Below are 23380 nucleotides of genomic sequence, written 5' to 3'. Positions count from 1 at the left end.
GCCTCCTATGAGCCGGTCAGGCCGGCGTCGCCGCCGAACATCGTCGCGGCCTGGCGGCCCGCGGCCTGGTTCCCGGTGACGTAGGGCCGTAGCTCTTCCTCGTAGGCGGCGAAGGCGGCCGTGTGGTCTCCGGCCGCCGAGGCGAGGTTTCCGGCGAGCGCCCGGGCGCCGATCAGCGCCTGTGAGGTGCCCATGCCGCTGGTCGGGGCGGCGCAGTAGCCCGCGTCGCCGACCAGGGCGATCCGGCCGCACGACCAGCGGTCCAGATGGACCTGGCAGGCCGAGGAGAAGTAGAAGTCGTCCGCTTCGCTCATCGCCTCCAGCAGCCGGGGCGCCTGCCCACCGAAACCGGCGAAGGCCGCCCGCACCGCGTTCTCCTGCTCGTCTCGGCCGCGTCGGTCCAGTGCGGGTGAGGCGGTGGCGAAGGAGAAGCTGACGGTAAGGCGGTCCGGCGCGCCGGAACCGAACAGGTAGAGGGCCGCGCCAGGGCCTTGCTGCAGCAGGCCGCCACGCTCCAGGCCGAGGTGGTTGGCGGTGCTGAAACCGGCTCCGGACAGGCCCAGGTGGCGTAGCGCCCCGGCGTGCGGGCCGAAGGCCAGTTGCCGCACCTTGGAGTGGACGCCGTCGGCTCCGATCACCATGTCGAACTCCCGGGTGGCTCCGCGCTCGAACTCGACCGTGACGCCCGACCCGTGCTGGGTCAGCGCGCTGATCGAGTCGTCGAACACGTAGGTCACGTCGTCGGCGGTGATGCGGTGAAGGATCCGGGTCAGTTCCTGCTTCGGTACCTCCAGTTCACCGGCGAACGCCTCGGCGGGCAGCCGTCCGGTCTCCACGCCCTTGTCGTCCAGCAAGGTGGTGCCGCGCATCTTCGTGTCGTGCCCACGCATCTCGGCGAGAACGCCCAGGTCCTCCAACGCGTCGAACGCCTCGCCGCGGAAGTCCACCGCGTATCCGCTGTCACGAAGCTCGGGGGCTCGCTCGACCACGCTCACCTCGTATCCGTCGCGGTTCAGGAAGAAGGCGAGGGCGGGCCCGGCCACACTCGCGCCGGAGATCAGAACTTTCGTCTTGGTCATTGGGCATGACGGTAAGCCGATTTGCCCATTTGGTCAATCCGTTTGGATAGACCAAATGGGCAAATCATCGGCTATGCTGCACCGCATGGGAAACCGAGAGGATCTGCTGGCCGGGGCCAAGCGGTGCCTGATCGAACGCGGCTGGGCTCACACGACCGTCCGGGACATCGCCTCGGCCGCCGGAGTGAGTCATGCCGCCATCGGCTACCACTTCGGCTCCAAGGACGCGCTGCTCACCCAGGCCCTGGTGGAGGCGGTCGACGAACTCAGCGACGAACTCGCCCACCGCACCTCTTCGGACGAGCCGGAGCGACACTGGCAGGCCCTGATCGACGGCTTCACCACCCACCGGGCGTTGTGGGTGGCGCAGCTTGAGGCCGTGGTGCAGGCGGAGCGGTCACCGGAGGTGCGCGAACACCTCGCCAGAGGGCAGCGGGAGGGGCGAGAGGGACTCGGCGGCTCGGTCCCCCTCGCCCTGCTGACCGGTCTGATGATGCAATGGCTGCTTGATCCGGACCACGCTCCCTCAGGCGCGGACGTGATCGCCGAACTCCGGTCGCTCACCACCGAAACCTGATCCGGCTCGGCCCCGAAGGTGACCGCTCAGGCGAAATCAGTCGGCGGGCCTGCCGAACCAGCGGGAGAGGTGGTCGTCCAGATCCTGCTGGTCGTCGCCGACCCAGGCGACGTGGCCGTCGGGACGTAGCAGAACGCACGGAACATCCAGCGCCGCGGTGGGATCCGCGAGGTGGTCGACCCGGTCCGACCAGCCGCCCGCGGTCAGGCGTTCGGTGCGGTCCAGCAGCAGGCCGCGGCCGTGACGCAGCAGATCGTAGAGGCGGCCCTGCTTCACCTCGATGTCACGCAGGTGGCGGCCAAGCAGGTCGGGGCCCGCGCCGAAGTCGTAGCGGACGCCGATCGCGGTGATCTTCTCGATCAGGTGGCGGTTCACCTCGTCGAAGTCCATCAGCTCGGTGAGCAGCCTGCGCACGGCCTGCGGGCCCGGTTCGGTGGACAGCAGTTCCGTCTGTGCGCGGGTGTTGTCCAACACGTCCTCGGCGACGGGGTGCCGTTCGGCCTGGTAGGTGTCCAGCAGTGTTTCCGGGGCCCAGCCGCGGATCTGCGCGGCCAGTTTCCAGCCGAGGTTGAACGCGTCCTGAACGCCAAGGTTCAGGCCCTGTCCGCCAATGGGTGGATGGATGTGCGCCGCGTCACCGGCCAGCAACACCCGCCCGACCCGATAACGCTCGGCCAGCCGGGTGGCGTCCCCGAAGCGGGACAACCAGCGCGGGGAGTGCACGCCGAAGTCCGTTCCGGCGACGGCGCGCAACCGCTGTTTGAAATCTTCGAGGGTGGGCGGTTCCGCGCGATCACCGACTCCCTCGGCGGGGACCAGAACGCTGTAGACCCCTCCCCCGAAGGGCCGCAGCCAGAATCGCTGATGGCTCTCGCGGACCTCGGCCGTCCTGGCCGCGATCTCCTCCTGCGACGCACCCACTTCCATCTCGCCCATCAACGTCTCGGCCCGCGAGGGCTCGCCGGGGAAGCCGACGCCGAGCAGTTTGCGCACCGTACTGCGCCCGCCGTCACAGCCGACGAGATAGCGCGAACGCAGCCGCCGCCCGTCGGCCAGCTCGACGGTCACGCCCTCGTCGTCCTGCTCGAAACCGGTCACCGTCCAGCCACGCCGGACCTGAGCGCCCAGCTCGATGGCGTGTTCTTCGAGGAGACGTTCGATGACCGGCTGCGGGATGCCCAGCAGATAGGCGTGCGCGGAGTCCAAGTTCTCGGGCGCGGGTTTGGGGATGGCGGCGAAGAAACCACCGGCCGGACGCCGCCTTCCGTGTTCGAGGACGCGGTCCAGCAGTCCGCGCATCGCCATCAGCTCAAGACTGCGGGCGTGCAGACCGACTATGCGGACGAACGACTTGGGCTCGGTCTCCTTCTCAAGGACGAGCACCCGCACATCGTGCAGCCGCAGTTCCGCGGCCAGCGTCGCGCCGGTCGGTCCGCACCCGGCGATGATCACGTCGAAAACGAGAGGCACGTGATCGGCGCCCGGGGCTGCCGGGGGGAAGTCGCGCTCGACCGTGTCGTTCGACGACAGCCCAGCGGTGACCTGCGAAAAGTCCATGGTGTTGCCTTCCGGGAGTGCCTTGTTGGCGAGGCGCTCCCGGCGACACCTACGTCAATCGCCCGGCCGTGACGGGAAGGGGGAGCACCCACATCGATACAGCGTTCATGGGTCTCACCTCCTCGGCGGTGTCACGGTCAGCTGCAAGCTACCAGTCCGATGCGATCCCGCCCACTCCTTTTTCCGCCACGTGATCACGGCGCCGAACCAGGCCGTACAGCGGTCCGGCCGACCCTCCTAACTCGGTCTTCGCCACCCGAAGGTCACGCGATGGCCATCACCGTTTCCCGGCGCATGCCTGTCATCGGCGAGAACTCGTACACCCTTCGTGGGCCCGGCCGCCCCGTCGGGGAGCTCACCCGTTCGAGGCGCCTGCCTCCAACCATGCGACGATGTGCCGCGCGTAGCTGTCGGCGTTCGCCCGCGCCCTGCCGTCCAGCGCCGCGACAAGATGGGTCACCCCGAACGTCCGGTCCCAGACCCGGGCACGCCGGTAGGTGGCGCCGTCTACGGCCTTGCGAAGATTGTCCCAGCCATGCAGCCATCCCATGGTGGCGGCGTCGACCGCCGGGTCGAACAGATGAGCCCGATCCCAGTCCAGAACTCCGATCAGCGTACCGTCGCCGCTCCAGTGGACGTTGTCCGCGCCGAGATCGCCGTGGACAAGACAGTCTGGGACCTCCTCCAGGGCCAGGGCGTCCTCCAGGCGCCGCCGGCCTTCCTCACGCCACCTGCCGGGCAGGCGCGGGATGACCTCTTCGGCCAGGATGTCGGCCCAGTGATGGCCGCCGGTGAAGGTGCGCGGCGCACCCAGTACGGCGCGCAGCCGCGGGGTGACGGCGAACTCCCGTAGAGCCCGGAGAAGCTCGCCGATCCTCACCGGATCGCCCACTCCATCAGGCAGTCCGGAACCGTCGATCCAGGAGACGGCGACCGCGGCGCGAGCTCCGAACATCGTCACCGGCGTCAGCGGCTCGGGCACCGCGAACGGCAGGCCGGCCGCCGCGATCGCCCGCAGCGCCTCGGTCCGCCGTGGCAGGGCCTGTGCCCCGGACGGCAGCCTGCTGACCCGCACCGCCGCGACCCCCGGAAGCAGGACGACGTCGTGGACCCCGCCGCGAAAGAACCGCGCCGCTTTCAGCGAGGTCCCGGGGAGAAGGGCCTCGGCTATCTCCAGCAGCTCGCCGGACACCTGGTCGCTCACCACGCCCATCTTTCCTCGCCGACGACCGATGCCGCGTTCGGAACGCGACTCACCGAACCGGACCAGGTCAGGCAGCCCGCTGTCCGCAGGGCTGGGAAGTCACTGGAAGGCCCCCAAGCCGACCCAACGGGGCCGACGGCGGTCGCTCGCTCACAGCTTTGCCGCCTCGGAGCGCCCAACAGACGCGATCGACCTCTCCGGGAGGGCTCCTAGGGTGGGGATGTGCTTTTTGGGAGATCGGTGGAGATCGGTGCGCTTGACGAGGTGATCGCGGGGGCGCGTGAGGGACGCGGCGGCGCCGTGGTGTTGCGGGGGGAGGCGGGGACGGGGAAGACCGCGCTGCTCGACGCGGCGGCGGCGCGGGGCGGGTCGATGCGGGTATTGCGCACCACGGGCGTCGAGTCGGAGTCCGATTTGGCGTTCGCGGCGTTGCACCAGGTGCTGTGGCCGGTGACCGGGTCGCTCGACGCGTTGCCCGAGCCGCAGCGCGACGCCGTGCACGCCGCGCTGGGCATGGCGGCGGGGGGCGCGGGTGACCGGTTCCTGGTGGGGGCCGGGGTGCTGTCGCTGCTGGCCGAGGCCGCCGCGCCGGACGGGCTCATCTGCGTGGTCGACGACTTCCAGTGGGTCGACCGCGCCTCGGCCGACGCGCTGCTGTTCGCCGCCCGGCGGCTCGGGACCGAACGCGTCGCCATGCTGCTCGCCGTACGCGGTGACGCGCCGGTCAAGGGGGTGACGGCGGCGGTGGACGTACGGGGGTTGCCGGAGGCGGCCGCGGACGAGTTGCTGGAGACGCGTCACGGGGAGATGCCCGCGCCGGTGAGGCGCGAGCTCGTCACGCTGACCGGCGCGAACCCGCTCGCGTTGGGCGAGATCGCCGCCCGGTTGACGCCCGCGCAGCTCACCGGCCGTGAGCCACTGCCCGATCCGTTGCCGGGCGGCTCCCGGCTGTTCGGCGACCTCGTGGCCGGTCTGTCCCCCGATGCCCGGCTGTTCGCGCTGGTCGCCGCCGTCGAGACCGACCTGTCCCTCGTCCTGCGCGCCGCCGCCGACCTGCTCCCCCGGTCCGGCTCCGAACCCGGGCGGGTCGCGTTGGGCGAGCTGGAGACGGCGGGGCTGGTCGAGACGGCGGGTGACGGGGTGCGGTTCAGGCATCCGCTCATACGCTCGGCGGTCCACGAGGCAGCCCAAGAAGCTGACGTGCGGCGGGTGCATGCCGTCCTCGCGGAGTCGGCCACGGGCGACCGGCGGGCCTGGCATCTGGCGAGGTCCGCGCTGGGCCAGAACGAGAGGGTCGCCGCCGAACTGGAACAGGCCGCCGAACGGGCACGCGCCCGGGGCGGGTACGCCGCCGCCGCGACCGCCCTGGCCAGGGCCGCCGAGCTGACGCCCGGACCGCACACCCGAGCCGTACGGCTGAAGGACGCCGCCGTCGCGGCCTGGCTCGGCGGCCGTCCGGGACAGGCGGAGACCCTGCTGGCCGAGGCCCGCGAACGCGCGGGTGCCGACGCCACCCTGGCCATGGAGATCGCCCGGCTCAGGGGCAGGTTCGAGCTCAACTCGGGCAACGCCGCCGAAGCCGTACGGATCCTCGCGGCGGGCGACGGCCTGGACATGCTGGCCGACGCCTCGGAGGCGGCCTCGTACGTCGGCGACATGGGCTCGGTCGTCGAGCTCGGCAGGCGGGCGGCGGCGCACCCGGAGGGGTTCCTGCGGGACGTCGTGGCCGGGATCGGCCTGACCGTGGACGGTGACGCCTCCGGGCCGGTCCTGCTGCGGCGGGCGCTGGCCAGGACGGGCGAGCTGGAGGACGCGGCGGGATGGCTGTGGGCGTCGGCCGCGGCCAGTTACCTGGGCGAGCCGGATCTGGCCAACGAGCTGGCGGGCCGCGCGGGGCGGGTGGCCAGAGTGTCGGGGATGGCCGGGCAGCTGCCGGTGGTGCTGGAGTTCGTGGCGACCGCCGAGCGCATCGCCGGGCAGCTCGCGCGCAGCCAGGCCGTCTCGGAGGAGGGCCTGGAGCTGGCCCGGGAGGCCGGATACGCCAACACGGTGGCCGCCCATCTCGCCAACCTGGCGGTGCTGGCCGCGCTGCGCGGCGAGGAGGAGGCCTGCGAGCGGCAGGCGCGGGAGGCGCTGGCGATCGCCGTCCCGCACCGGGTGGGGCTGCGGATCGGGGTGGCCGCGTACGCACGGGCGCTGCTCGACCTGTGCCTCGGCCGGTACGCCTCCGCGCACGACCGTTTCACGGCCATCGCGTCGGCGGGGCCGGGCGGCGGGCACCCGACCGTGGTGTGGCGCACGACCCCCGACCGGGTGGAGGCGGCCGTGGGCGCGGGTGACGAGGCGGGCGCGCGGGCGGCGCTGGAGGCGTACGAACGATGGTCGGCGAACGCGGCGACGCCCGAGTCACGCGCGCTGCTGGCCCGCTGCCGCGGCCTCGCCTGCTCCTCCGAGGACGCCTTCCTCGAAGCGCTGAAGCTGCACACCAACCCCTTCGAGGCGGCGAGGACGTCCCTGCTGCTCGGCGAACGGCTACGCCGCACGCAACGGCCGGGTGAGGCGCGGGCGCACCTGCGTACGGCATGGGAGACGTTCGAGCGGGCGGGGGCCAGGCCGTGGGCGCGGCGCGCGCAGGAGGAGCTGCGCGCGGCGGGTGAGTCGCACGCGGCCCCCGCGTCTCTGCTGGACGCGCTGACCCCACAGGAGCTGCGCATCGCGGGCCTGGTCGCCGACGGTCTGTCGAGCAAGCAGATCGCCGCCCAGCTGTTCCTGAGTCCGCGTACGGTCGAGTACCACCTGTACAAGATCTATCCCAAACTGGGCATCGGCTCCCGTACGGATCTGGCGCGGCTAGTAGTTCTACAGAAGGCGCCCGTAGTCGGCGACGGCATGCTTTGAGACATGCAAAACGTCACCATCTGGAGTGAAGAGTTCGGCGCTGAGACGGATGCGCCGATCCTATTGATCATGGGTTCGATGTCGCAGGCCATCCTGTGGCCGGACGAGTTCGTCGGCCGGCTGACCGCAGGAGGCCGCCGAGTGATCCGGTACGACCACCGGGACACCGGCATGTCGGGCACCGTCGACTTCGCGGCCCACCCGTACACGTGGAACGACATCAAGGACGATGTCTACCGCGTGATGGACGCCCACGGGCTGGACAGCGCCCACCTGGTGTGTCACTCGGCGGGCGGCCTGCTCGGCCAGTACGTCGCCGTGGAACGCCCGGAGCGGGTGCGTTCGCTGACCGTCATCGGCTCCTCGCCGCTCGGCGGCAGGGAGGGCGAGGTGATCATGCGGGCCCTGATGGGACAGCCACAGCCCGAGGGCAGCCTGCCGGAGCCGACGCCGGCGTTCGTGGACTTCTACCGCGCGCTGATCGCCGGCCCGCCGCCGGAGGGCAGGCGCGCGACGATCGACGGCATGATCGCCGAACAGCGCCTCCTGCACGGCGACGAACTGCCGTTCGACGAGGACGCGGCGCGCCGGCTGCAGGAGCGGATCTACGACCGTGCCCACGACCTGTCGGCCGTGGCCAACCACCGGCTGGCCGCCATGGCCAAGCCGGACTTCGAGCCGGAGGGCGTGCTGCACCGGGTGAAGGCGCCCACCCTGGTCATCGAGGGCAGCTGCGAGCCGGCCAAGCCGGGCCACAGCGCGATCATCGCCGAACGCGTCCCCGGAGCGCGGCTGATGATCATCGAGGGCATGGGGCACACGCTGCCGCCGGAGGTGCACGAGGAACTGGCCGCCGCCGTCCTCGCGCACACGGCCGGGCGGTGAGCGCGGCTCAGGCGGAAACCGCGTCCGGCGGAGGCGCGGAGGTCGGTCAGAGGCCGCCCCTCACACGGTGTTCACGGGGCAGATGCCCGCCGCGTGCCGTGTCGACCTGTTTGAAACCGCCTTGAGCAGGCCGCGTCATGGAACGTCGGAGGCCACGGGCAGGTCGAGCGTGGCCAGCGCGCCGCCTTCGGGAGGGTTGGTGAAGGTGAGACGGGCACCCAGCACGGCGGCCTGGCCCGCGGCGATGGTCAGACCCAGCCCATGGCCCGCGGCGGCCGGGTCGCCGCCTTTGCGGAAACGCATCGGCCCGTCGCGCAGCAGATGGTCGGGGAAGCCGGGACCGTGGTCGTGGACGGTGACGCGGAGGCCGTCCACGACCACGGTGATCGGCGGCCGGCCGTACCGGGTGGCGTTGGTGAGCAGGTTCGCCAGGATGCGCTCCAGGCGGCGCGGGTCGGTGGCGACCACGGTGCCGGTGCGGACGCGCACCTGCGCGTCGGGGACGAAGGCGGTCGCCCGGCGCGTGACGAAATCGCCGAGGGCGACGTCGGACAGGGCGGGACGTTCGGTGGCGGTGTCCAGGCGGGCCACCTCCAGCACGTCCTCGGTGAGGGCGCGCAGCGCCTTGACCCGGTCCTGGACGATGTCGGTCATCCGCCCCGGCGGCAGGAGCTCGGCGGCGGTGGTCAGGCCGGTGAGCGGGGTGCGCAACTCGTGGGCGATGTCGGCGGTGACCCGGCGTTCGGCCTCCAGACGGCCCTGCAGGGCCTCGGCCATGGCGTCGACGGCGTGGGCGAGTTCGGCGGCCTCGTCATGGGAGCGGCCGCCGATCTCCGCGCCGACCCGGACGGTGGGATCGCCCGCGCTGACGTGGCGGGCGGCGGCCGCGGCCCGCCGCAGCCGGCGTGACAGGCGCGCGCCGACGGCGATCCCGGCCAGGGTGCCGCCGACACCGGCCCCGGCCGAGCCCAGGACCAGGACCCGGTCCAGCGCGGCCAGGTCCGCGAGGCTGGGGCCGTAGTCCGAGCGCAGTGACAGGACGTGACCGCCGGTCCCGGCCGCCGCCCAGACGAAGGTGCCCTCGCGGGTCCGGCGCAGCGCGGTGGCGACGGCCCCGTCCCGCGCCGCCGCGCGCAGGTCCGCCGGCACGGCCGGGTCGTCCAGCCGGCTGCCGAAGACCGTCTGGCCACCTCGGTGGTACTCGCGCAGCAGCAGGCGGATGCGTTCGGCCTGCAGGCGGTGGGCGTCGTCGGCCTGCCTGCGGGCGTAGGCGAGATGGACGCTGAGGCTCAGCGCCACCGCGACCAGGACGCTGACCACGGCGACGGCGGCGCTGATCTTCCAGCGCAGGCTCATCCGCCGCGCTCCCGCCGTACGCCGAGATCTCGGCCAGGACCTCACTCGTTCTCCGCGCGCAGTTTGTAGCCGAACCCGCGCACGGTCTCGATGCGGTCGGCGCCGATCTTGTTGCGCAGGCGCTGCACATGGATGTCGGCCAGGCGCGAATCGCCGCCGTAGGCGTAGTCCCAGACGCTCTCCAGCAGCACGTCCCTGCTGAGCACCGTGCCGGGGGACTCGGCGAAACGCAGCAGCAGCCGCATCTCGGTCGGGGTGAGCGCCACCGGCCTGCCGCCGCGCAGCACCCGTACGCCGTCGACGTCGATGTCGACATCGCCGAAGCGCAGCTGACGGGCACGCTGCCCGGTGTCCGCACCGGCCGCGCCGTTGCGCCCGCTGCGGCGCAGCACCGCGCGAATGCGGGCCAGCAGCACCGAGCCGTCGAAGGGCTTGGTCACGTAGTCGTCGGCTCCGGCCTCCAGACCGACGACCACGTCGACGGCGTCGTCCCGGGCCGACAGCATGATCACCGGGACGAGGCTCTCGGCGCGGATGCGCCGGCACAGGCTCACCCCGTTCATCCCGGGCAGCATCACATCCAGCAGCGCGACATCGGGAGTGCGGGCGCGAAAGGCCTCCAGCCCGGCCGGCCCGTCGGCGGCGGTGGTGACCGTGAAACCGTCGCGTTCCAAGGTCAGCTGGGTCACCTCCCGGATCACCTCGTCGTCCTCGACGAACAGCACATGCGGGGTCTCGGCGGCGTCCATGGACATCCTGCCCTCGTCCTTTCGTGTCGTCTCACGCGCCGTCGAGAACGAGCGTGCGGCCGTTCCAGCGCAGCGGTGTCGCCCGGGTGGTGGTCGGGCAGGAGGCGTCGTCGCCCGGCAGGTAGTCCGGCCGGATCAGGACCAGGGCCGCGTCGCGGACCTCCACGCGGCTGCCCGCGCCCTGATGGGCGTAGACCCGTTCACCCGGCCGGCCCTGTTCGAGGCGGTAGACGTAGGTGCCGCGGGTCCCCTCGTACCCGCAGCTGCGGCCGGGACAGGTGTAGACGGTGACGGCCATCAGGTGGACGCCTTCCGACTGACCGGACAGGGAGATCTCCTCGGAATAGACCGGGAACCGGCCGCCCTCGCAGCGTCTGATCGCGGAGGTGGTCTTCGTGCCCAGGCGCGGATCCTCCCGCAGCACCCGCAGACCGTCGAGGTCGGAGGGGACGGCGACCGCGGTCTGCGCCGGCGCCGTGGAGGACGTGCTCCGCCCGGTCTCCTGCCCGGCCGGGTGCTCCAGACGCACCCGAGGATCGATCCCGCACCCGGCCAGGGAGACCGTCCCGGCCACCACGAGACCGAACAGCACGGCTCCCGCGGCGGTGAACCGTTTTTTCAGCGACATGCCGCCGATAATACCGTCCACGCATTGTTACAGAACCTATGGATTACCTCTGGGCGGCCGATGGAAAAGCTGAAATAAACCTACGGAGGCGGCCCCTACGGTGGCGGCCATGGAAAACGGAAAAGGGCCGGGAAAGCATCGGAGGCGGACCGTTCTCACCGGCGCGGTTCCGGTGCTGGCCGCCGCCGCGGTTCTCGCGTCCGGCCTGACGGCCCGGACGCTCGCAGCCGCGCCACAACCGGCGGGCCAGACCGGTCAGGCCGGCAAGGCCGTCCACCGCGTCCCCACCGAAGATCGCGTCGTCTTCCTCACCGTCGACGACGGTCTGAAGCGCCACGCGGGGATGATCGACCTGCTGCGCGGGTCAGGCATCAAGGCGACGCTGTTCCTGACCGGCCAGTACGTCCGGCAGGACAGCGGCTTCTTCCGCCGAATGCGCGACCGGACCGGCGCGGTGGTCGAGAACCACACCGTCGGCCACCCCGATCTGGCGGGCAGGCCGCGCGCTCTGCAGCACAAGGAGATCTGCGCGGCCTCCGACCGGTTCGAAAAGGTCTTCGGCCGCCGCCCCACCTTGCTGCGGCCGCCGTACGGCAGCTTCGACGCCACCACCGTGCAGGTCGCCGCCGAATGCGGCGTCAAACACCTGGTGCACTGGAGCGCGGAAATCGCCAAAGGCCATATCGAATTCGCCGCCGGTGACCGTCTCGTTCCGGGTGACATCGTTCTCATGCATTTCCGTGACGAATTCAAAGAAGACATCGAAGCATTCATCGATCAGGCGAGGAAAGACGGGCTGACGCCCGCGCTCTTGGAGGACTACCTGAAATGAACCATCCCGCGCACGTTCCGTACGACGCCCCGGTGGCCGCTCCGCCGGTGGTCCGATCCCAGCCCCCGCGGGGGCGGTTGCTGGGCTTGGACGCCGTACGGGCGCTGGCCATCATGGGCATGGTCTACATGCACGTCAGCCCGACCGGATGGCTGAGCCCGGCTCCGATGCGGGACAAACCGGCCGTGCTCGACTGGATCGAGCACACCGTCTCCGGCCGGTCGATGAGCCTGTTCGTGCTGATGGCCGGCATCTCGGTGGCGCTGATGACCGGTGGAGCCGAACCACTGGACGGCGATCGGCTGAAGGTGGCCAGGAAACGGCTTGCGATCCGCGCGGCCATGTTGTTGCTGGTCAGCCTGTGCGTGGACCAGTTGTCCGGCCTGAACCTGTCCATCCTTGAGTTCTACGCCGTGTGGCTGTTGATCCTGATGCCGCTGGTGCGGCTACGGCCGGGCACACTGCTGGCCGCGGCCGGTGTCCTCGGCGCCGTGCTGCCCGTCTTCTGCTTCGTCGTGCTGAACTACGGCGGCACCTGGGCCATCTCCCCGATGAACACCGGCGCCGAGCCCGCTTTCGGCCTGACGCTGCTGATCCACCCGCAGGACTGGCCCGCCAAGCTCCACCAGTTGCTGCTGGGCGGTGGCTTCCAGACGCCGTACGCGATCCCGCTGCTGCTGGCCGGGCTGGCCATCGGTCGGCTGGACCTGCGCAGCCGCGTCGTACGTCGGCGAATGGTTCTTTTCGGCTCGTCGCTGGTCGCCCTCTGCTGGCTGATCTCGTGGTTCGCACTCGGCCCGCTGGGCGCCGAGCGTGCGCTGGCGGCGATGATGGAGTCCACCGGCGGGCCGATACTGCAGCCGTGGAGCTCGGTGCTGACCCTGCCGCCGCACCAGCTGTACGCGCTGAGCGTTCCGATGGCACCGATGATGACCGGGGTCGGCCTGCTGCTGCTGGCCGCCTTCCTCACGCTGCTGGAGCGGCCCGGGTGGCGGCGGGCGCTGCTGCCGCTGACCGCCGTCGGAAGCCTGGCGCTGACGTGGTACGCCGCCCACCAGGTCTTCATCGAGCGGGTCGCGGGGGACCCACCGTACGGCTTCGCCCTGTTCGCGGGCATGACTGTCTTCGCGTTGGTCTTCTCCCCGCTGTGGCTGCGCCGGTTCCGGCGCGGGCCGCTGGAATGGCTGGTCCACCGCGCGATCGTGCTGGCCGTACCGGCCCGCGGCACGGGCCACCGGGCACGCGCATAGGCCCGACCGGCGGAGGTGCCGATCAGCACCGTCAGCTGGTTGCGGGCCGTGTCGACACGGCCGAACGTGCCGCCCCTGCCCGGCATCCGATGTCAGGCAGGGGCGGCACGTCCATGTCCGGCCCGCGTGCGGGCCCTGTGGCATGCCGGACGCGGTTACGGACCGACCAGTTCGTAGACCTTGACCGCCATCGGGCCTGCGGGGTCGTAGACGACCTTCACCGGGGTGCGTCCCTCACGGAGCCGAAGGTAGAGGTGGCCGGGGTCGCACTTCACGGTGCCCGTCGCGGACGTGCTCCGGGTGTTGCGGCTCTTGTACGGCGACGGGCCGTAGCCGCACTTCTTGTTGATCTGGCGGTAGTCCAGACCCTCGGTGTAGTCGATCCTGACGGGGTCACCGGCGCGCTTGCCGAGATACCAGTCGCCGCCCGTGCCCTCGCGGTGCGCCCGGTACGGCGTGACGATCATGGCAGAGTTGCCGGACCGCTTCGCCCAGCCGTACACCGTCTTCAGGCCCGATGCGGCGGCCAGGGCCGGTGCCGAGGGCGCGGCGAGGGCGGGTGAAGGGGAGGCGACGAACAGGAACGCCGCCACGGCAGCCAGAGTCGTGACAGCCGATGTCTTGCGCATTTCTTCTCTCCGTTCGGGGTAACCAAAGATCATCTTGCCATGCAGTCGCCCCGGAATAAGGGGCCTTGCGCAGTGAGTCATCACATAGCCGGACAAACCAACCTTTCGCCCAGAAAATGCGTCACAGGCCCGGCAGTGCCCCTTCCGTAGGCCCGAATCGGACGGGCCCACCTCCTTCGGCCGCCGACCGTCGGCAGAGCGCCGGCGAAGGGCGCCCCGCCCACGTGGAGATCCACCGTCGGTGACGGCCCAGGACTCCCGAAGCCACGGCCAAGGGCGAAGGGGTGGGTCGATCAAGCTCAGCAGCTCCCCCGGTGACCGCGCAGGACGTTCAGGACGTTCAGGACGTCGGAGTGCAGGGTGGGGGCGGCGGCGACGAAGGTGGACGAGGCCGGAGTCCACGGGTCGCCGTCGGCGTCGGTGACGAGTGCTCCGCCTTCCCGGGCGATCAGGGAGCCTGACAGCAGGTTGTTGGCGTCGTGGCCGTACTCCCAGAAGACGTCCACGTGTCCGGAGCCGACCTGGGCGACCTGGAGGGCGGTCGGACCGAGGTTGCGTACGGCCAGGGTGTGACGCAGCATGGCCGTCAGCGATGCGCCCGCGCGCTCCGGCTCCAGGTTGTAAGGGGGCTGGCTGGTGCAGGCCAGTGCCGCGGAGAGCCGTTTGGCCGAGGTCCTGACCCTGCGCCCGTTGAGGTGGGCTCCACCACCCTTGACCGCGGTGTAGAGAGCGTCCAGTTGGGGCGCCCACAGCACTGCCAGCACGGGCTCACCGCCGGCGATCAGGGTGATCGTCACGCCCCAGTGGGGCAGCCCCTGCAGGAACTGGACGGCGCCGTCCACCGCGTCGCACACCCATGTCTCGCCGTGATCGGCCACCACCGTGCCGATCTCGTCGGGACTCCAAGCGCTCTGCGGCCGCAGGGCGCCGAGGCGTTCGCGCAGGAGCTCCCCCGCGGGCCCGTCGACCGTGCCGAACGCCTCCATGACCGAGGCCACACTCGCCCCGACCGCGGCGGGGCGGTGCTCCTGCACGTAGGCGCCCACCTGCCGCGCGATCCCGATGACCTGCGGCAGCAGTTCCCGATAGCCCATTGTCCTGCCTCCCTCGACGGTGTCCTAGACCCCAGAAGTACTGTCGAAGCGCGGCAAGGCGGCCCAGGAACCTGTCCAGACGGCGGATATCAGACATGAAGCATGTTTCTACGGTGGATTCCGGCATCACCCTCGATGACCTGGATCGGCGCATCATCGGGGCCCTCCAGGTTGACGGACGGGCGGAGATCTTCCGTATCGCGACCGTCCTGGGCGTCTCGGCCCGTACGGTCACCCGCCGCCTCACGCGTATGCGCGAGGGTGGCATCACCGTCGTGCGGACGATCGCGGCCGAACAGAGCATCGGTGCCACGCTGCTGCGGGTGCGGGTCCTGCGCGGCAAGGTCGACACCATCGCCGCGTCCTTCGCCAGGCGCCCCGACGTCGGATCCGTCGACATCGTGATGGGCGGCGAGGAGATCGACGTTCTGGTCGTCGCCGACCCCGCCGATCGCGATCGGCTGCTTTTCCGCCAGCTGCCCGCCACGGGCGCCATCACCTCCACCACCGCGCACAGCGTTCTGCACACTTTCACCGACGCTGCCGGCTGGCGGGCCGACGTTCTCACACCCGGCCAGGTCGCCGCCCTGGCCCAGCCCTCGCCTGGCATGGCCTCGCACACACCTGATCTCCTTGACGAGCGGTTGCTCGGCCTGCTCGCCGAGGACGCCCGGCTCTCCCACGCTGCTCTGGCCCACCGCACCGGCGCCTCGGAAAGCACCGTCCGGCGACGCCTGCGCCACCTCACGGACGGCGGCATGCTTCGTACGCACGTCACCGTCGATCCGCGCCTGCTGGGGCTGGCCGTCGACGCCAACCTGTGGCTCGAAGTCCCGCCGGCCCGGCTCCGTACGGCCGGGCAGACGCTGGCCACCCACCCTCACACCCACGCCGTGGCCGCCACCACCGGCCCCACCAATCTCGTGGTCGCGCTCTACTGCCCCGACCTGCACGCGCTGTACGCCTTCACCACCGACGTCCTCGGGCCGCTGGGCATCACGCGCGCGGAGACCGTCGTCATCGCCAGAACCGTCAAGCCGGTAGGTGCCGGCCCTTGGTCCGCACAGCGGAGCGGCGACTGACGCGCGGGCGAAGGCCCTGGTGAGCACACCGGGGACTCACCTTCGGGCTTCTTCGCGTGCCCGCGCGAAGTGGCTTGAGAAACGCGTGAAACTCTCGCTGGGCCGAGGCCGGCGGGTGTGCTTCCTTGAGCGCGTGCCGCTCCTGACCGCCGCGGGAACTCCGGGCGTCACCGCTTCGACGACGGCCGGGAACACCCCGTGGCGCACGGGAACGCGGCGCTAGAGCGGCTGAGGAGGGCCGGCGGCGCGTGTGTCGTAGGCGTGGCGCGCCGTCTCGATCGTGTCGAGGTGGCGGCGCGTCCAGGCGCAGATGCCGGTCACCAGGGTGAGCAGTTCGACTCCGGCGTCGGTCAGCTCGTAGTCCACGCGAGGGGGCGCCGTGGGATAGACCGAGCGGGTGACGATCCCGTCCCGTTCCAGGCCCCGCAGGGTCTGCGTGAGCATGCGCTGATTGATTCCCTCCACCCGCTGCCGCAGGTGTGAGAAGCGCAGCACGCCCTCACCCAGCGCCGAGATGACCAGCAAGGTCCACTTGTCGCCGATCCGATCGATGATCTGGCGCGCGACCGAGTCAGCCCGCTGCACCTCATCTAGCAGGTTGGTTGTCATAAGTAACCTATAGCACAAAATAGTGCCTGGTTCGATTTTGGAATCGTCCTGTTCCGCACCGGGTTGCCGCCTCCGACGGGGCCGCACGGCCCCGCGGAAGGAGACAGCACCATGACCGGAATGACCGACCGCGAGCAGATCTTCGCCCTCTTCGATCGCTACGCCGACGCCCTCGACCACCGGGAGTGGGCCCTGCTGGAGCGGCTGTTCACCGAGGACGTGACCACCGACTGGTTCGGCGCCTACCAGGTGTCCGGTCGCGCCGAGGTGATCGCCTACATCAGCGACCTGGTCGGGCGCACCCTGAGGACCCACCACATGCTGGGCAACTACACCGCCGACGTTCAGGGCGACACCGCGGAGGCCTCGGCACGGGTCCGGGCGTACCACGTCGGCGAAGGTGACCTCTTCGAGGAATCCCTCGCCGGCTTCGAGGCCACCGCGGTCCGCACGCCGGACGGCTGGCGCTTCAGCCGCTTCGACGAACGGCTCTACGTGATGCTCGGCACCCAGGAGGTCTTCGGCCTCACCGACGAGGCGGTGTCCTGACATGACACATTCAGCCACCGTTCCCGAGCCCGGTACCTGGCTGATCGACCCGGCCAACTCCAGCGTCACCTTCGCCGTCGGCCACATGCTGGTCAGCCGGATCACCGGCCGGTTCAACCGCTTCGACGGCCATGTCACCGTCGGGCGGGACCTGTCCGAGACCGGGGTGACCGCCACCCTCGCCGCCGGCTCGATCGACACCAACCACCCCGAACGCGACCTGCACCTTCGAGGTGGGAAGTTCCTCGACGCCGGGACCTACCCGCAGATCACCTACCGTTCCTCCACCGTGCGGGGTAGCGGCACGGACTACGTGATCGGCGGCGACCTCACCGTGAAGGCGACCACCCTGCCCGTGGAGCTGCGGCTCACCTACGGCGGTGTCACCGATGACCCCCTCGGCCACCGCCGGGCCGGATTCCTGGGCCGGGCACGGTTCAGCCGGGCGGCGTTCGGCGTCGCGGAGACGATGGGGCTCATGCGTGCCGGTGGCCCCGTCGTCGGCGACACGGTCCACGTGTTCCTGAACATCGAGGCGATCTTGGAGGACTCACATGTCTGACGTCGTGACATCCCTGCTGGAGGCCGAGGCGCGGCGGGACGTGCCCGCCATGGCGGAACTGCTGGCCGAGGACATGGTCTTCGAGATGCCCTTCGGCGAGCAGGTCACCGTGGTCAAGGGCAGGCAGGCCATGACCGACCTGCTCAGCCGGTTCCTCGGCGGCTTCTACGCCGAGTTCACCCTGCGCGACATCGAGGTGACGGCCGCCGCGACGCCGGGCCGCTACTTCGCGGAGTACCGTTCGACCGGACGGGTCGCCTCGAACGGGCATGCCTACCACCAGCGTTACGCCGCCGTGCTGGAGGTCAGCGACGGCAAGGTCGTCCTGTGGCGGGAGTACTTCAACCCCCTCCCGCTGCGCGACGCCCTCGCCTCCTGAGAAGGTCCTCGATCACTCCCGGACCTGACAGGCCGCCGACGAGGCCGGCCTTCGAGAGAAGCCGATGCTGAGGAGCGGTGCCCCGCCCCTCGCCTCTCCCACGGGAGACGAGGGGCGGGGCACCGCCGTTGTAGCTGTTGCCGCTGGGGATGTCCACGCACATGCCGGTGGGTGGCCGCCGTGATCGGGGAGGTCTGCCCGTTCAAGCTGTCGCCGCAGCCGGAGTTCCTGCGGTCGGCCGAGGACATCGCACGGTCGTGGAAGGTGTGGCCCTTGACGGTCTTGTCGGGGTCGGGCCCGCTGCCCGTGTACCCGAAGTACCGGTTGTGGTGGCCCCACTGCGGGTGGTGGTAGACGATCTCCCATGACCCAGCGTAGTAGTCGGCGTAGTCCCAGTCCTCGTACACCGAAACGCCGCAGTTGTTGTAGGTCTTGAGCGAGCTGTACACGTCGTTCCAGGTGGTCAGCCTCGGGAAGTTGTAGGTCACTCCGGCCTTCACCTCGCGGGAGCGGGCCGTGAACCGGCTCGGCGCCCTGCGGCACGCGGCCAGGGAGGGTCGGCACCGGCGGGTCCTGGAGGCCGCCCGACGCGATGCACCGGTTCTTCGACCTGCGATCCCACTGGAGCCTGCGGCGGGAGCTGTTCCAGCTGCCGGTGGCCGCGGCCAGAAGCCTGGAGCGGGCGCTCGGGGTGTTCACCGCCATCGGCGACCTGGCCTGGCAGGAGCGGGTCCGCCGGGCCGTGGCGGCCGTGCCCGGCGTGGAGACCAGGTGCGCTCAGTTGAGCGGGGCGTAGCCGAGGATGTGGTCGCGAAGCAGGGCTCCCGCGTCGGGGTCCCCGCGCTCGAACGCCGCCATGAGCGGCTCGTGGTCGGCGGTGTTCTCGCAGAGCCGCATCCGGAACAGCCGTATCGACAGGTGCGTCCACACCTCGATGCCGAGTGACTCCCACACCGCCAGGAGCACGTCGTTGCCCGAGGCCTTGACGATCTCGCGGTGGAACGCGACGCCGTGGCGTACCTGGTCGGCCACGGAGGAGGCGGCCGCGGCCTGTCGCAGTCCGGCGTGGTGGACCCGCAGCGCCTCGACGGACGGGTGCCGCAGCCGCACGGCCGTCTCCTCCAGGCCCGCCCGCACCTCGTAGATCTCGCGCAGGTCGGTCGCGGTGATCCGGCGGACCCGCGCGCCCTTGTGCGGTGACGACTCGATGAGCCGGAGCGCCTCCAGCTCGCGCAGTGCCTCACGCACCGGAGCCTGGCTGACGCCCAGCTCCGCCGCCATGTGCCGTTCCACGACGCGGTCGCCGGGCTCCCACCGGCCGCTGATCAGGCCGTCGAGTACGGCCTGCCGGATCTGATCACGAAGCGGGAGTCGCATGACAGGTTTCACAGTCCCATAATGACGGATGGAAACATCCTACGATCGATCATAGGGTGTTTAATGGTGGTATGGAGAAGGACATTGACCCGCAGGAGACCGCGGAATGGCTGGAGTCGCTGGAGGCGGTCCGCCGGGCGGCAGGCCCCGAACGGGCCGAATACCTGCTGAAGCGGCTGGCCACGAGCAGCCGGTACATCAACACCGTGCCGACGTCGGAGGAGCCCGGCTACCCCGGTGACCTCGAACTGGAGGAGCGGATCGCGGCCTACGACCGGTGGAACGCGGCGGCGATGATCACCAGGGGTAGCCGGCTCGGTCTCGGGGGCCACCTGGCCACCTACGCCTCGGCCGCCTGGCTGTACGAGGTCGGGTTCAACCACTTCTTCCACGGCGGTCATGACCAGGTCTACTTCCAGGGTCACGCGTCCCCGGGCATCTACGCCCGCGCGTTCCTGGAGGGACGGCTGACCGAGGGTCAGCTCGACCTGTTCCGGCGCGAGCCCGAGGGCGGGCTGCCGTCGTACCCGCATCCGCGGAGCATGCGCGGGTTCTGGCAGTTCCCCACGGTGTCCATGGGCCTGGGGCCGCTCAACGCGATCTACCAGGCCAGGTTCAACCGCTACCTGCACAACCGCGGCATCAAGGACACCTCGCTCAGCCACGTATGGGCCTTCCTCGGCGACGGCGAGATGGACGAGCCGGAGTCCACGGCGGCCATCACCCTGGCCGCCCGCGAAGGGCTGGACAACCTGACCTTCGTGATCAACTGCAACCTGCAGCGGCTCGACGGGCCGGTGCGCGGCAACACCCGCATCGTGCAGGAACTCGAAGGCGTCTTCAGGGGCGCGGGCTGGCACGTCGTCAAGGCGCTGTGGGGCGCCGAATGGGACGGGCTGCTCGGTTCCGACGAACTGGTGTCCCGCCTGGGCGAGATGCCGGACGGGCAGTTCCAGACCTTCGCCACCTCGACCGGGGCCTACATCAGGCAACACCTGTTCCACGGGCTGGACGTGCCGTACTCCGACGAGGACCTGCGGCGCATCGTCGGCGGTTCACGGGCCGGCCACGAGCCGCGCAAGGTGCACGCCGCCTACCGCCGGGCCCTCGACCACCGCGGCGCGCCGACGGTGATCCTCGTGCAGACCGTCAAGGGGTGGACGCTCGGGGCCGGTGTGGAGGCGCGCAACGCCAACCACCAGATGAAGAAACTCACCCGGGACGAGTTCCGCGCGCTACGTGACCGGCTCGGGCTGGCGGTGCCGGACGAGGCGCTCGACGCGGACCTGCCGCCGTACCTGCACCCCGGGCCCGACTCGCCCGAGGTCCGCTACGTGGCCGAGCGCCGCCGCGCCCTGGGCGGGCCCATCCCCAACCGAACCGTCTCCCACCAGCCGCTGCCTGCGCCGGCCGAGCGGCCGTTCCAGTCCCTGGAGAAGGGGTCCAAGCAGCCGGTGGCCACCACGATGGCCTTCGTCCGCCTGGTCAAGGACCTCATGAAGGAGCCGGAGACCGGGCGCCGCTGGGTGCCCATCGTGCCCGACGAGGCCAGGACCTTCGGCATGGAGTCGCTGTTCCCCACCGCCAAGATCTACTCGCCGCTGGGCCAACGCTACGAGTCGGTCGACCGGGACCTGCTGCTGTCCTACCAGGAGGCGGTCGACGGCCAGCTCCTGATCGAGGGCATCACCGAGGCCGGATCGATGGCGTCGTTCACGGCCGCCGCCTCCAGCTACGCCACCCACGGCGAGGCCATGATCCCGTTCTACATCTTCTACTCGATGTTCGGCTGGCAGCGGACCGGCGACCAGATGTGGGCGCTGGCCGACCAGCTCGGCCGTGGGTTCCTGATCGGCGCCACCGCGGGACGGACCACGATGACCGGCGAAGGGCTGCAGCACGCCGACGGGCACTCCCAGTTGCTCGCCTCCGCCAACCCCGCGTGTCTGGCCTACGACCCCGCCTTCGGCTACGAGGTCGCGGAGATCGTGCGCGAAGGGCTCCGGCGCATGTACGGGCCCGACGGCGAGGACGTCTTCTACTACCTCACCCTCTACAACGAGCCGCTCCCCCAGCCCGCGATGCCCGAAGGCGTGCGCGAGGGAATCCTCAGGGGCATCTACCGCTACTCCTCCGGCGGCGGCCAGGCCCATCTGCTCGCCAGCGGTACGGCGATCCACTGGGCGCTGGCCGCGCAACGGCTGCTCCAGGAGGAGTACGGCGTGGGCGTCGACGTCTGGTCGGTCACCTCGTGGAGCGAACTGCGCCGCGACGCGATGACCTCCACCGGGGTGCCCTACCTCCGGCAGGCCCTGGCCGGGACCGAGGGTCCGGTGATCGCGGTCAGTGACTGGATGCGCGCCGTGCCGGATCAGATCAGCCCGTGGATCGACCGGCCGTGGACCTCCCTCGGCACCGACGGGTTCGGCCTCTCCGGCACCCGGGAGTCCGTACGCGAGCACTTCGGCGTCGACCCACGTTCGATCGCCGACGCCGTCCTCAAGTCCGTCGAGGAGACCGGCCGGAGATGACCGGCCCGGCTTCGCCACCGCTGCGGCCGAGCCGTCCGGGGGTGTCGCCCCGTTCCGCCGTACGCGGAGCGGGGCGGTGCCTGGCCGTGATCTCCAGGGACCTTCAGGGACCTTCTGGCCGACCCGGTCGAGGGGCGCCCGAAGTCCTACGCGCGAGACGCCGGTGTCACCGGTGAGGGCGGCCGGTCGCCAGGTCCGTGAGACGTGGGTCGACTTCGGGAAACGAACCGTCGCCGAACAGGATCCGTGCCGCCAGGGCGCGGCCGGCACGACCGCGTAGCGCGGTCACCGCCGCCTCCGCCACGGCAGGGGATCGAATACCGGCGAACACGCGGCGCAGCAGCAGCCGGCCGCGGAACCGGGTCCGCAAAGCGTCTCCGTCGTACCGGCTCAGCACACGCTGGTCGCCGGTACGCAGGTACCCGGCGATGACCGCAGCGGCCAGCTCGGACATGCGGAGACAGGGGTCAAGCCCACCGGCCGTCAGCGGCGAAACCGCGCCCGCCGCGTCTCCGACGAGCAGCCCGGCGAGACACGCCAGCCGTCGCAGCACACCGCCGACCGGGATCGGACCACCTCGGCGCTCAACCGGCCCGGCCGGCGGTTTGCCGCCGGGCGCGTCCGCGGCGAAGGCGTCCAGCAGGTGGCGGATGCCGGTGCGCATCGCGTTCGGATATCCCGCGACGCCGACATGCGCGTGCCGGCCGTCGTCGATGACCCACCCCAGGTACCCCGGGGCGATCCGCGGGTCCAGCACGCAGTGGAACGCCGGGGTGGTCGTGCCCGACGCGATCGGGTGGACGATCTCGGCGCCGACGAGGAAGCGCCGGTTGACATCAAGACCGAGGTCACGGGCCACCCGGGAGCGGGCGCCGTCCGCGCCGACGACGAACCGGGTCGTCACCGGTTCCGCGCCCGCGAACCGTACGAACCCCATCGTCGTGTCGACATACCGTACGCCCAGAAGGACTCGTGCCCCGGCCGACTCCGCCGCGCGGCGCGCGTGTTCGTAGACGGCCGCCATGTCGGCCACGCGGTACTCGTCCCGGTCGCTGGTGAGCCGGATCGGTGCCCGCCGCGACGGCGGATACAGCAGCACGTCCCGGACACCTGGCCCGAGCAGACGATCCGGCACGTCGAAGTCGTCGAGGGTGCGGCGCACGAAGATCCCTGTCGTGCGGACGCCCGTCGACAGCGACCTGCGACGGTCGACCACCATCACGCTCAGGCCCCGTCCCGCGAGCAGGCGGGCCGTGCTCAGACCGGCCAGCCCCGCACCCACGACCAGTACATCCACTGTCTGCATGCCTTGTGACGGTAGGGGCAGTGCCTCATCCATACGCTGGTTTGCACGCTACCTGCCCCATACCTCCACACCGTGGCCATACTCAAGACCGTGAAGCGTTCCCAGGTCCTCGGAAACGAGGAGATCCCGCCCGATCAGGCGACCAGACGGGATCTCGCCAACCGTTCTTGATCTGCCTCAGGAACGGCCCGCGGAGCCGCGCACCGCGCTTGGGCCGTGTATCCCGGCGTCCGGTTTCACCGGGGCC

The 23380-nt window shown here is 70.8% G+C and carries 22 protein-coding genes; 11 read left to right on the top strand and 11 right to left on the bottom strand.

Going from position 1 to position 23380, the window contains the following annotated elements; all coding sequences use genetic code 11:
• Window positions 1-5 precede the first annotated feature (5 nt).
• Window positions 6-1079: an FAD-dependent monooxygenase gene (locus ABT340_RS19410; RefSeq protein WP_352012152.1), complete on the bottom strand. Its 1074-nt coding sequence runs from the start codon at window positions 1077-1079 to the stop codon at window positions 6-8.
• Between the two features lie 85 nt (window positions 1080-1164).
• On the opposite strand from ABT340_RS19410, the gene ABT340_RS19405 reads away from it, so the two are divergent.
• Window positions 1165-1656: a TetR/AcrR family transcriptional regulator gene (locus ABT340_RS19405; protein ID WP_352012151.1), complete on the top strand. Its 492-nt coding sequence runs from the start codon at window positions 1165-1167 to the stop codon at window positions 1654-1656.
• Between the two features lie 36 nt (window positions 1657-1692).
• Here the strand turns inward: ABT340_RS19405 and rox are convergent, their stop codons facing one another.
• Together rox and ABT340_RS19395 are read right to left on the bottom strand one after the other, a co-directional pair.
• Window positions 1693-3213: a rifampin monooxygenase gene (rox, locus tag ABT340_RS19400; protein WP_352012150.1), complete on the bottom strand. Its 1521-nt coding sequence runs from the start codon at window positions 3211-3213 to the stop codon at window positions 1693-1695.
• 355 nt (window positions 3214-3568) lie between these two features.
• Window positions 3569-4417 carry a phosphotransferase gene (locus ABT340_RS19395; RefSeq protein WP_502992515.1) on the bottom strand — a complete coding sequence of 283 codons (849 nt, stop codon included), beginning with the start codon at window positions 4415-4417 and terminating at the stop codon, window positions 3569-3571.
• Window positions 4418-4639: 222 nt separating this feature from the next.
• On the opposite strand from ABT340_RS19395, the gene ABT340_RS19390 reads away from it, so the two are divergent.
• Window positions 4640-7315 carry an AAA family ATPase gene (locus ABT340_RS19390; protein ID WP_352012148.1) on the top strand — a complete coding sequence of 892 codons (2676 nt, stop codon included), beginning with the start codon at window positions 4640-4642 and terminating at the stop codon, window positions 7313-7315.
• Between the two features lie 78 nt (window positions 7316-7393).
• Window positions 7394-8200, top strand: a complete 807-nt coding sequence (locus tag ABT340_RS19385; protein WP_352012147.1) for an alpha/beta fold hydrolase — start codon at window positions 7394-7396, stop codon at window positions 8198-8200.
• A gap of 135 nt (window positions 8201-8335) precedes the next feature.
• Here ABT340_RS19385 and ABT340_RS19380 read toward each other — a convergent pair whose 3' ends face one another.
• From ABT340_RS19380 to ABT340_RS19370, 3 genes are read right to left on the bottom strand one after another with little or no spacing between them, the layout of a single operon-like run.
• Window positions 8336-9556, bottom strand: a complete 1221-nt coding sequence (locus ABT340_RS19380) for a HAMP domain-containing sensor histidine kinase (RefSeq protein ID WP_352012146.1) — start codon at window positions 9554-9556, stop codon at window positions 8336-8338.
• A 41-nt stretch (window positions 9557-9597) separates the two neighbouring features.
• A complete protein-coding gene (cseB, locus tag ABT340_RS19375) occupies window positions 9598-10305 on the bottom strand; it encodes a two-component system response regulator CseB (RefSeq protein WP_352012145.1) in 708 nt (235 codons plus the stop codon).
• 31 nt (window positions 10306-10336) lie between these two features.
• Window positions 10337-10933, bottom strand: a complete 597-nt coding sequence (locus ABT340_RS19370) for a hypothetical protein (RefSeq protein WP_352012144.1) — start codon at window positions 10931-10933, stop codon at window positions 10337-10339.
• Window positions 10934-11042: 109 nt separating this feature from the next.
• On the opposite strand from ABT340_RS19370, the gene ABT340_RS19365 reads away from it, so the two are divergent.
• Window positions 11043-11765, top strand: a complete 723-nt coding sequence (locus ABT340_RS19365) for a polysaccharide deacetylase family protein (protein WP_352012143.1) — start codon at window positions 11043-11045, stop codon at window positions 11763-11765.
• Window positions 11762-13015: a DUF418 domain-containing protein gene (locus ABT340_RS19360; protein WP_352012142.1), complete on the top strand. Its 1254-nt coding sequence runs from the start codon at window positions 11762-11764 to the stop codon at window positions 13013-13015. Before ABT340_RS19365 ends, ABT340_RS19360 begins: the two co-directional genes overlap by 4 nt.
• A 155-nt stretch (window positions 13016-13170) precedes the next feature.
• Here the strand turns inward: ABT340_RS19360 and ABT340_RS19355 are convergent, their stop codons facing one another.
• Both ABT340_RS19355 and ABT340_RS19350 read right to left on the bottom strand, forming a co-directional pair.
• Window positions 13171-13644: a hypothetical protein gene (locus ABT340_RS19355; protein ID WP_352012141.1), complete on the bottom strand. Its 474-nt coding sequence runs from the start codon at window positions 13642-13644 to the stop codon at window positions 13171-13173.
• A gap of 299 nt (window positions 13645-13943) precedes the next feature.
• Window positions 13944-14738, bottom strand: coding sequence for an inositol monophosphatase family protein (locus tag ABT340_RS19350; RefSeq protein ID WP_352012140.1), 795 nt, complete (start codon window positions 14736-14738; stop codon window positions 13944-13946).
• A 113-nt stretch (window positions 14739-14851) separates the two neighbouring features.
• On the opposite strand from ABT340_RS19350, the gene ABT340_RS19345 reads away from it, so the two are divergent.
• Window positions 14852-15820, top strand: coding sequence for an Lrp/AsnC family transcriptional regulator (locus ABT340_RS19345; protein WP_352012139.1), 969 nt, complete (start codon window positions 14852-14854; stop codon window positions 15818-15820).
• 219 nt (window positions 15821-16039) lie between these two features.
• Here ABT340_RS19345 and ABT340_RS19340 read toward each other — a convergent pair whose 3' ends face one another.
• The gene (locus ABT340_RS19340) at window positions 16040-16429 is read right to left on the bottom strand and encodes a winged helix-turn-helix transcriptional regulator (RefSeq protein ID WP_352012138.1); all 390 of its coding nucleotides are present in this window, start codon (window positions 16427-16429) and stop codon (window positions 16040-16042) included.
• 111 nt (window positions 16430-16540) lie between these two features.
• On the opposite strand from ABT340_RS19340, the gene ABT340_RS19335 reads away from it, so the two are divergent.
• From ABT340_RS19335 to ABT340_RS19320, 4 genes are all read left to right on the top strand, one after another.
• Window positions 16541-16978 (top strand): nuclear transport factor 2 family protein, encoded by a 438-nt coding sequence (locus ABT340_RS19335; protein WP_352012137.1) that lies wholly within the window; start codon window positions 16541-16543, stop codon window positions 16976-16978.
• Between the two features lies 1 nt (window position 16979).
• Complete coding sequence (locus ABT340_RS19330) at window positions 16980-17540, top strand: YceI family protein (protein ID WP_352012136.1); 561 nt, start codon at window positions 16980-16982, stop codon at window positions 17538-17540.
• The gene (locus tag ABT340_RS19325; protein ID WP_352012135.1) at window positions 17533-17919 is read left to right on the top strand and encodes a nuclear transport factor 2 family protein; all 387 of its coding nucleotides are present in this window, start codon (window positions 17533-17535) and stop codon (window positions 17917-17919) included. Before ABT340_RS19330 ends, ABT340_RS19325 begins: the two co-directional genes overlap by 8 nt.
• A gap of 592 nt (window positions 17920-18511) precedes the next feature.
• Window positions 18512-18715, top strand: a complete 204-nt coding sequence (locus ABT340_RS19320; protein ID WP_352012134.1) for a hypothetical protein — start codon at window positions 18512-18514, stop codon at window positions 18713-18715.
• Here ABT340_RS19320 and ABT340_RS19315 read toward each other — a convergent pair.
• Window positions 18697-19296 (bottom strand): GntR family transcriptional regulator, encoded by a 600-nt coding sequence (locus ABT340_RS19315; RefSeq protein WP_352012133.1) that lies wholly within the window; start codon window positions 19294-19296, stop codon window positions 18697-18699. The two genes, ABT340_RS19320 and ABT340_RS19315, sit on opposite strands and share 19 nt — an antisense overlap.
• Window positions 19297-19367: 71 nt before the next feature.
• Between ABT340_RS19315 and aceE the strand changes: the two genes are divergently transcribed.
• Complete coding sequence (gene aceE / locus ABT340_RS19310; RefSeq protein WP_352012132.1) at window positions 19368-21827, top strand: pyruvate dehydrogenase (acetyl-transferring), homodimeric type; 2460 nt, start codon at window positions 19368-19370, stop codon at window positions 21825-21827.
• Window positions 21828-21993: 166 nt separating this feature from the next.
• On the opposite strand, the gene ABT340_RS19305 is transcribed toward aceE, so the two are convergent.
• A complete protein-coding gene (locus tag ABT340_RS19305; RefSeq protein ID WP_352012131.1) occupies window positions 21994-23133 on the bottom strand; it encodes an FAD-dependent oxidoreductase in 1140 nt (379 codons plus the stop codon).
• Between the last annotated feature and the right edge of the window lie 247 nt (window positions 23134-23380).

The organism is Streptosporangium sp. NPDC000239, from assembly GCF_040300765.1.
Taxonomy (GTDB): Bacteria; Actinomycetota; Actinomycetes; order Streptosporangiales; family Streptosporangiaceae; genus Streptosporangium.
The sequence above is the reverse complement of the archived record's forward strand: the minus strand, read 5'-3'. Positions and strand labels throughout refer to the sequence as shown.

What these genes read in the sequence shown, in the direction of transcription:
- ABT340_RS19410 (WP_352012152.1), bottom strand. Translation starts at nt 1,079, where the DNA reads ATGACCAAGACGAAAGTTCTGATCTCCGGCGCGAGTGTGGCCGGGCCC.
- ABT340_RS19385 (WP_352012147.1), top strand. Translation starts at nt 7,394, where the DNA reads ATGTCGCAGGCCATCCTGTGGCCGGACGAGTTCGTCGGCCGGCTGACC.
- ABT340_RS19320 (WP_352012134.1), top strand. Translation starts at nt 18,512, where the DNA reads ATGCACCGGTTCTTCGACCTGCGATCCCACTGGAGCCTGCGGCGGGAG.
- ABT340_RS19380 (WP_352012146.1), bottom strand. Translation starts at nt 9,556, where the DNA reads ATGAGCCTGCGCTGGAAGATCAGCGCCGCCGTCGCCGTGGTCAGCGTC.
- ABT340_RS19325 (WP_352012135.1), top strand. Translation starts at nt 17,533, where the DNA reads ATGTCTGACGTCGTGACATCCCTGCTGGAGGCCGAGGCGCGGCGGGAC.
- ABT340_RS19405 (WP_352012151.1), top strand. Translation starts at nt 1,165, where the DNA reads ATGGGAAACCGAGAGGATCTGCTGGCCGGGGCCAAGCGGTGCCTGATC.
- ABT340_RS19330 (WP_352012136.1), top strand. Translation starts at nt 16,980, where the DNA reads ATGACACATTCAGCCACCGTTCCCGAGCCCGGTACCTGGCTGATCGAC.
- ABT340_RS19365 (WP_352012143.1), top strand. Translation starts at nt 11,043, where the DNA reads ATGGAAAACGGAAAAGGGCCGGGAAAGCATCGGAGGCGGACCGTTCTC.
- ABT340_RS19350 (WP_352012140.1), bottom strand. Translation starts at nt 14,738, where the DNA reads ATGGGCTATCGGGAACTGCTGCCGCAGGTCATCGGGATCGCGCGGCAG.
- ABT340_RS19315 (WP_352012133.1), bottom strand. Translation starts at nt 19,296, where the DNA reads ATGCGACTCCCGCTTCGTGATCAGATCCGGCAGGCCGTACTCGACGGC.
- rox (WP_352012150.1), bottom strand. Translation starts at nt 3,213, where the DNA reads ATGGACTTTTCGCAGGTCACCGCTGGGCTGTCGTCGAACGACACGGTC.
- ABT340_RS19355 (WP_352012141.1), bottom strand. Translation starts at nt 13,644, where the DNA reads ATGCGCAAGACATCGGCTGTCACGACTCTGGCTGCCGTGGCGGCGTTC.
- ABT340_RS19360 (WP_352012142.1), top strand. Translation starts at nt 11,762, where the DNA reads ATGAACCATCCCGCGCACGTTCCGTACGACGCCCCGGTGGCCGCTCCG.
- ABT340_RS19335 (WP_352012137.1), top strand. Translation starts at nt 16,541, where the DNA reads ATGACCGGAATGACCGACCGCGAGCAGATCTTCGCCCTCTTCGATCGC.
- cseB (WP_352012145.1), bottom strand. Translation starts at nt 10,305, where the DNA reads ATGGACGCCGCCGAGACCCCGCATGTGCTGTTCGTCGAGGACGACGAG.
- ABT340_RS19340 (WP_352012138.1), bottom strand. Translation starts at nt 16,429, where the DNA reads ATGACAACCAACCTGCTAGATGAGGTGCAGCGGGCTGACTCGGTCGCG.
- ABT340_RS19370 (WP_352012144.1), bottom strand. Translation starts at nt 10,933, where the DNA reads ATGTCGCTGAAAAAACGGTTCACCGCCGCGGGAGCCGTGCTGTTCGGT.
- ABT340_RS19305 (WP_352012131.1), bottom strand. Translation starts at nt 23,133, where the DNA reads ATGCAGACAGTGGATGTACTGGTCGTGGGTGCGGGGCTGGCCGGTCTG.
- aceE (WP_352012132.1), top strand. Translation starts at nt 19,368, where the DNA reads ATGGAGAAGGACATTGACCCGCAGGAGACCGCGGAATGGCTGGAGTCG.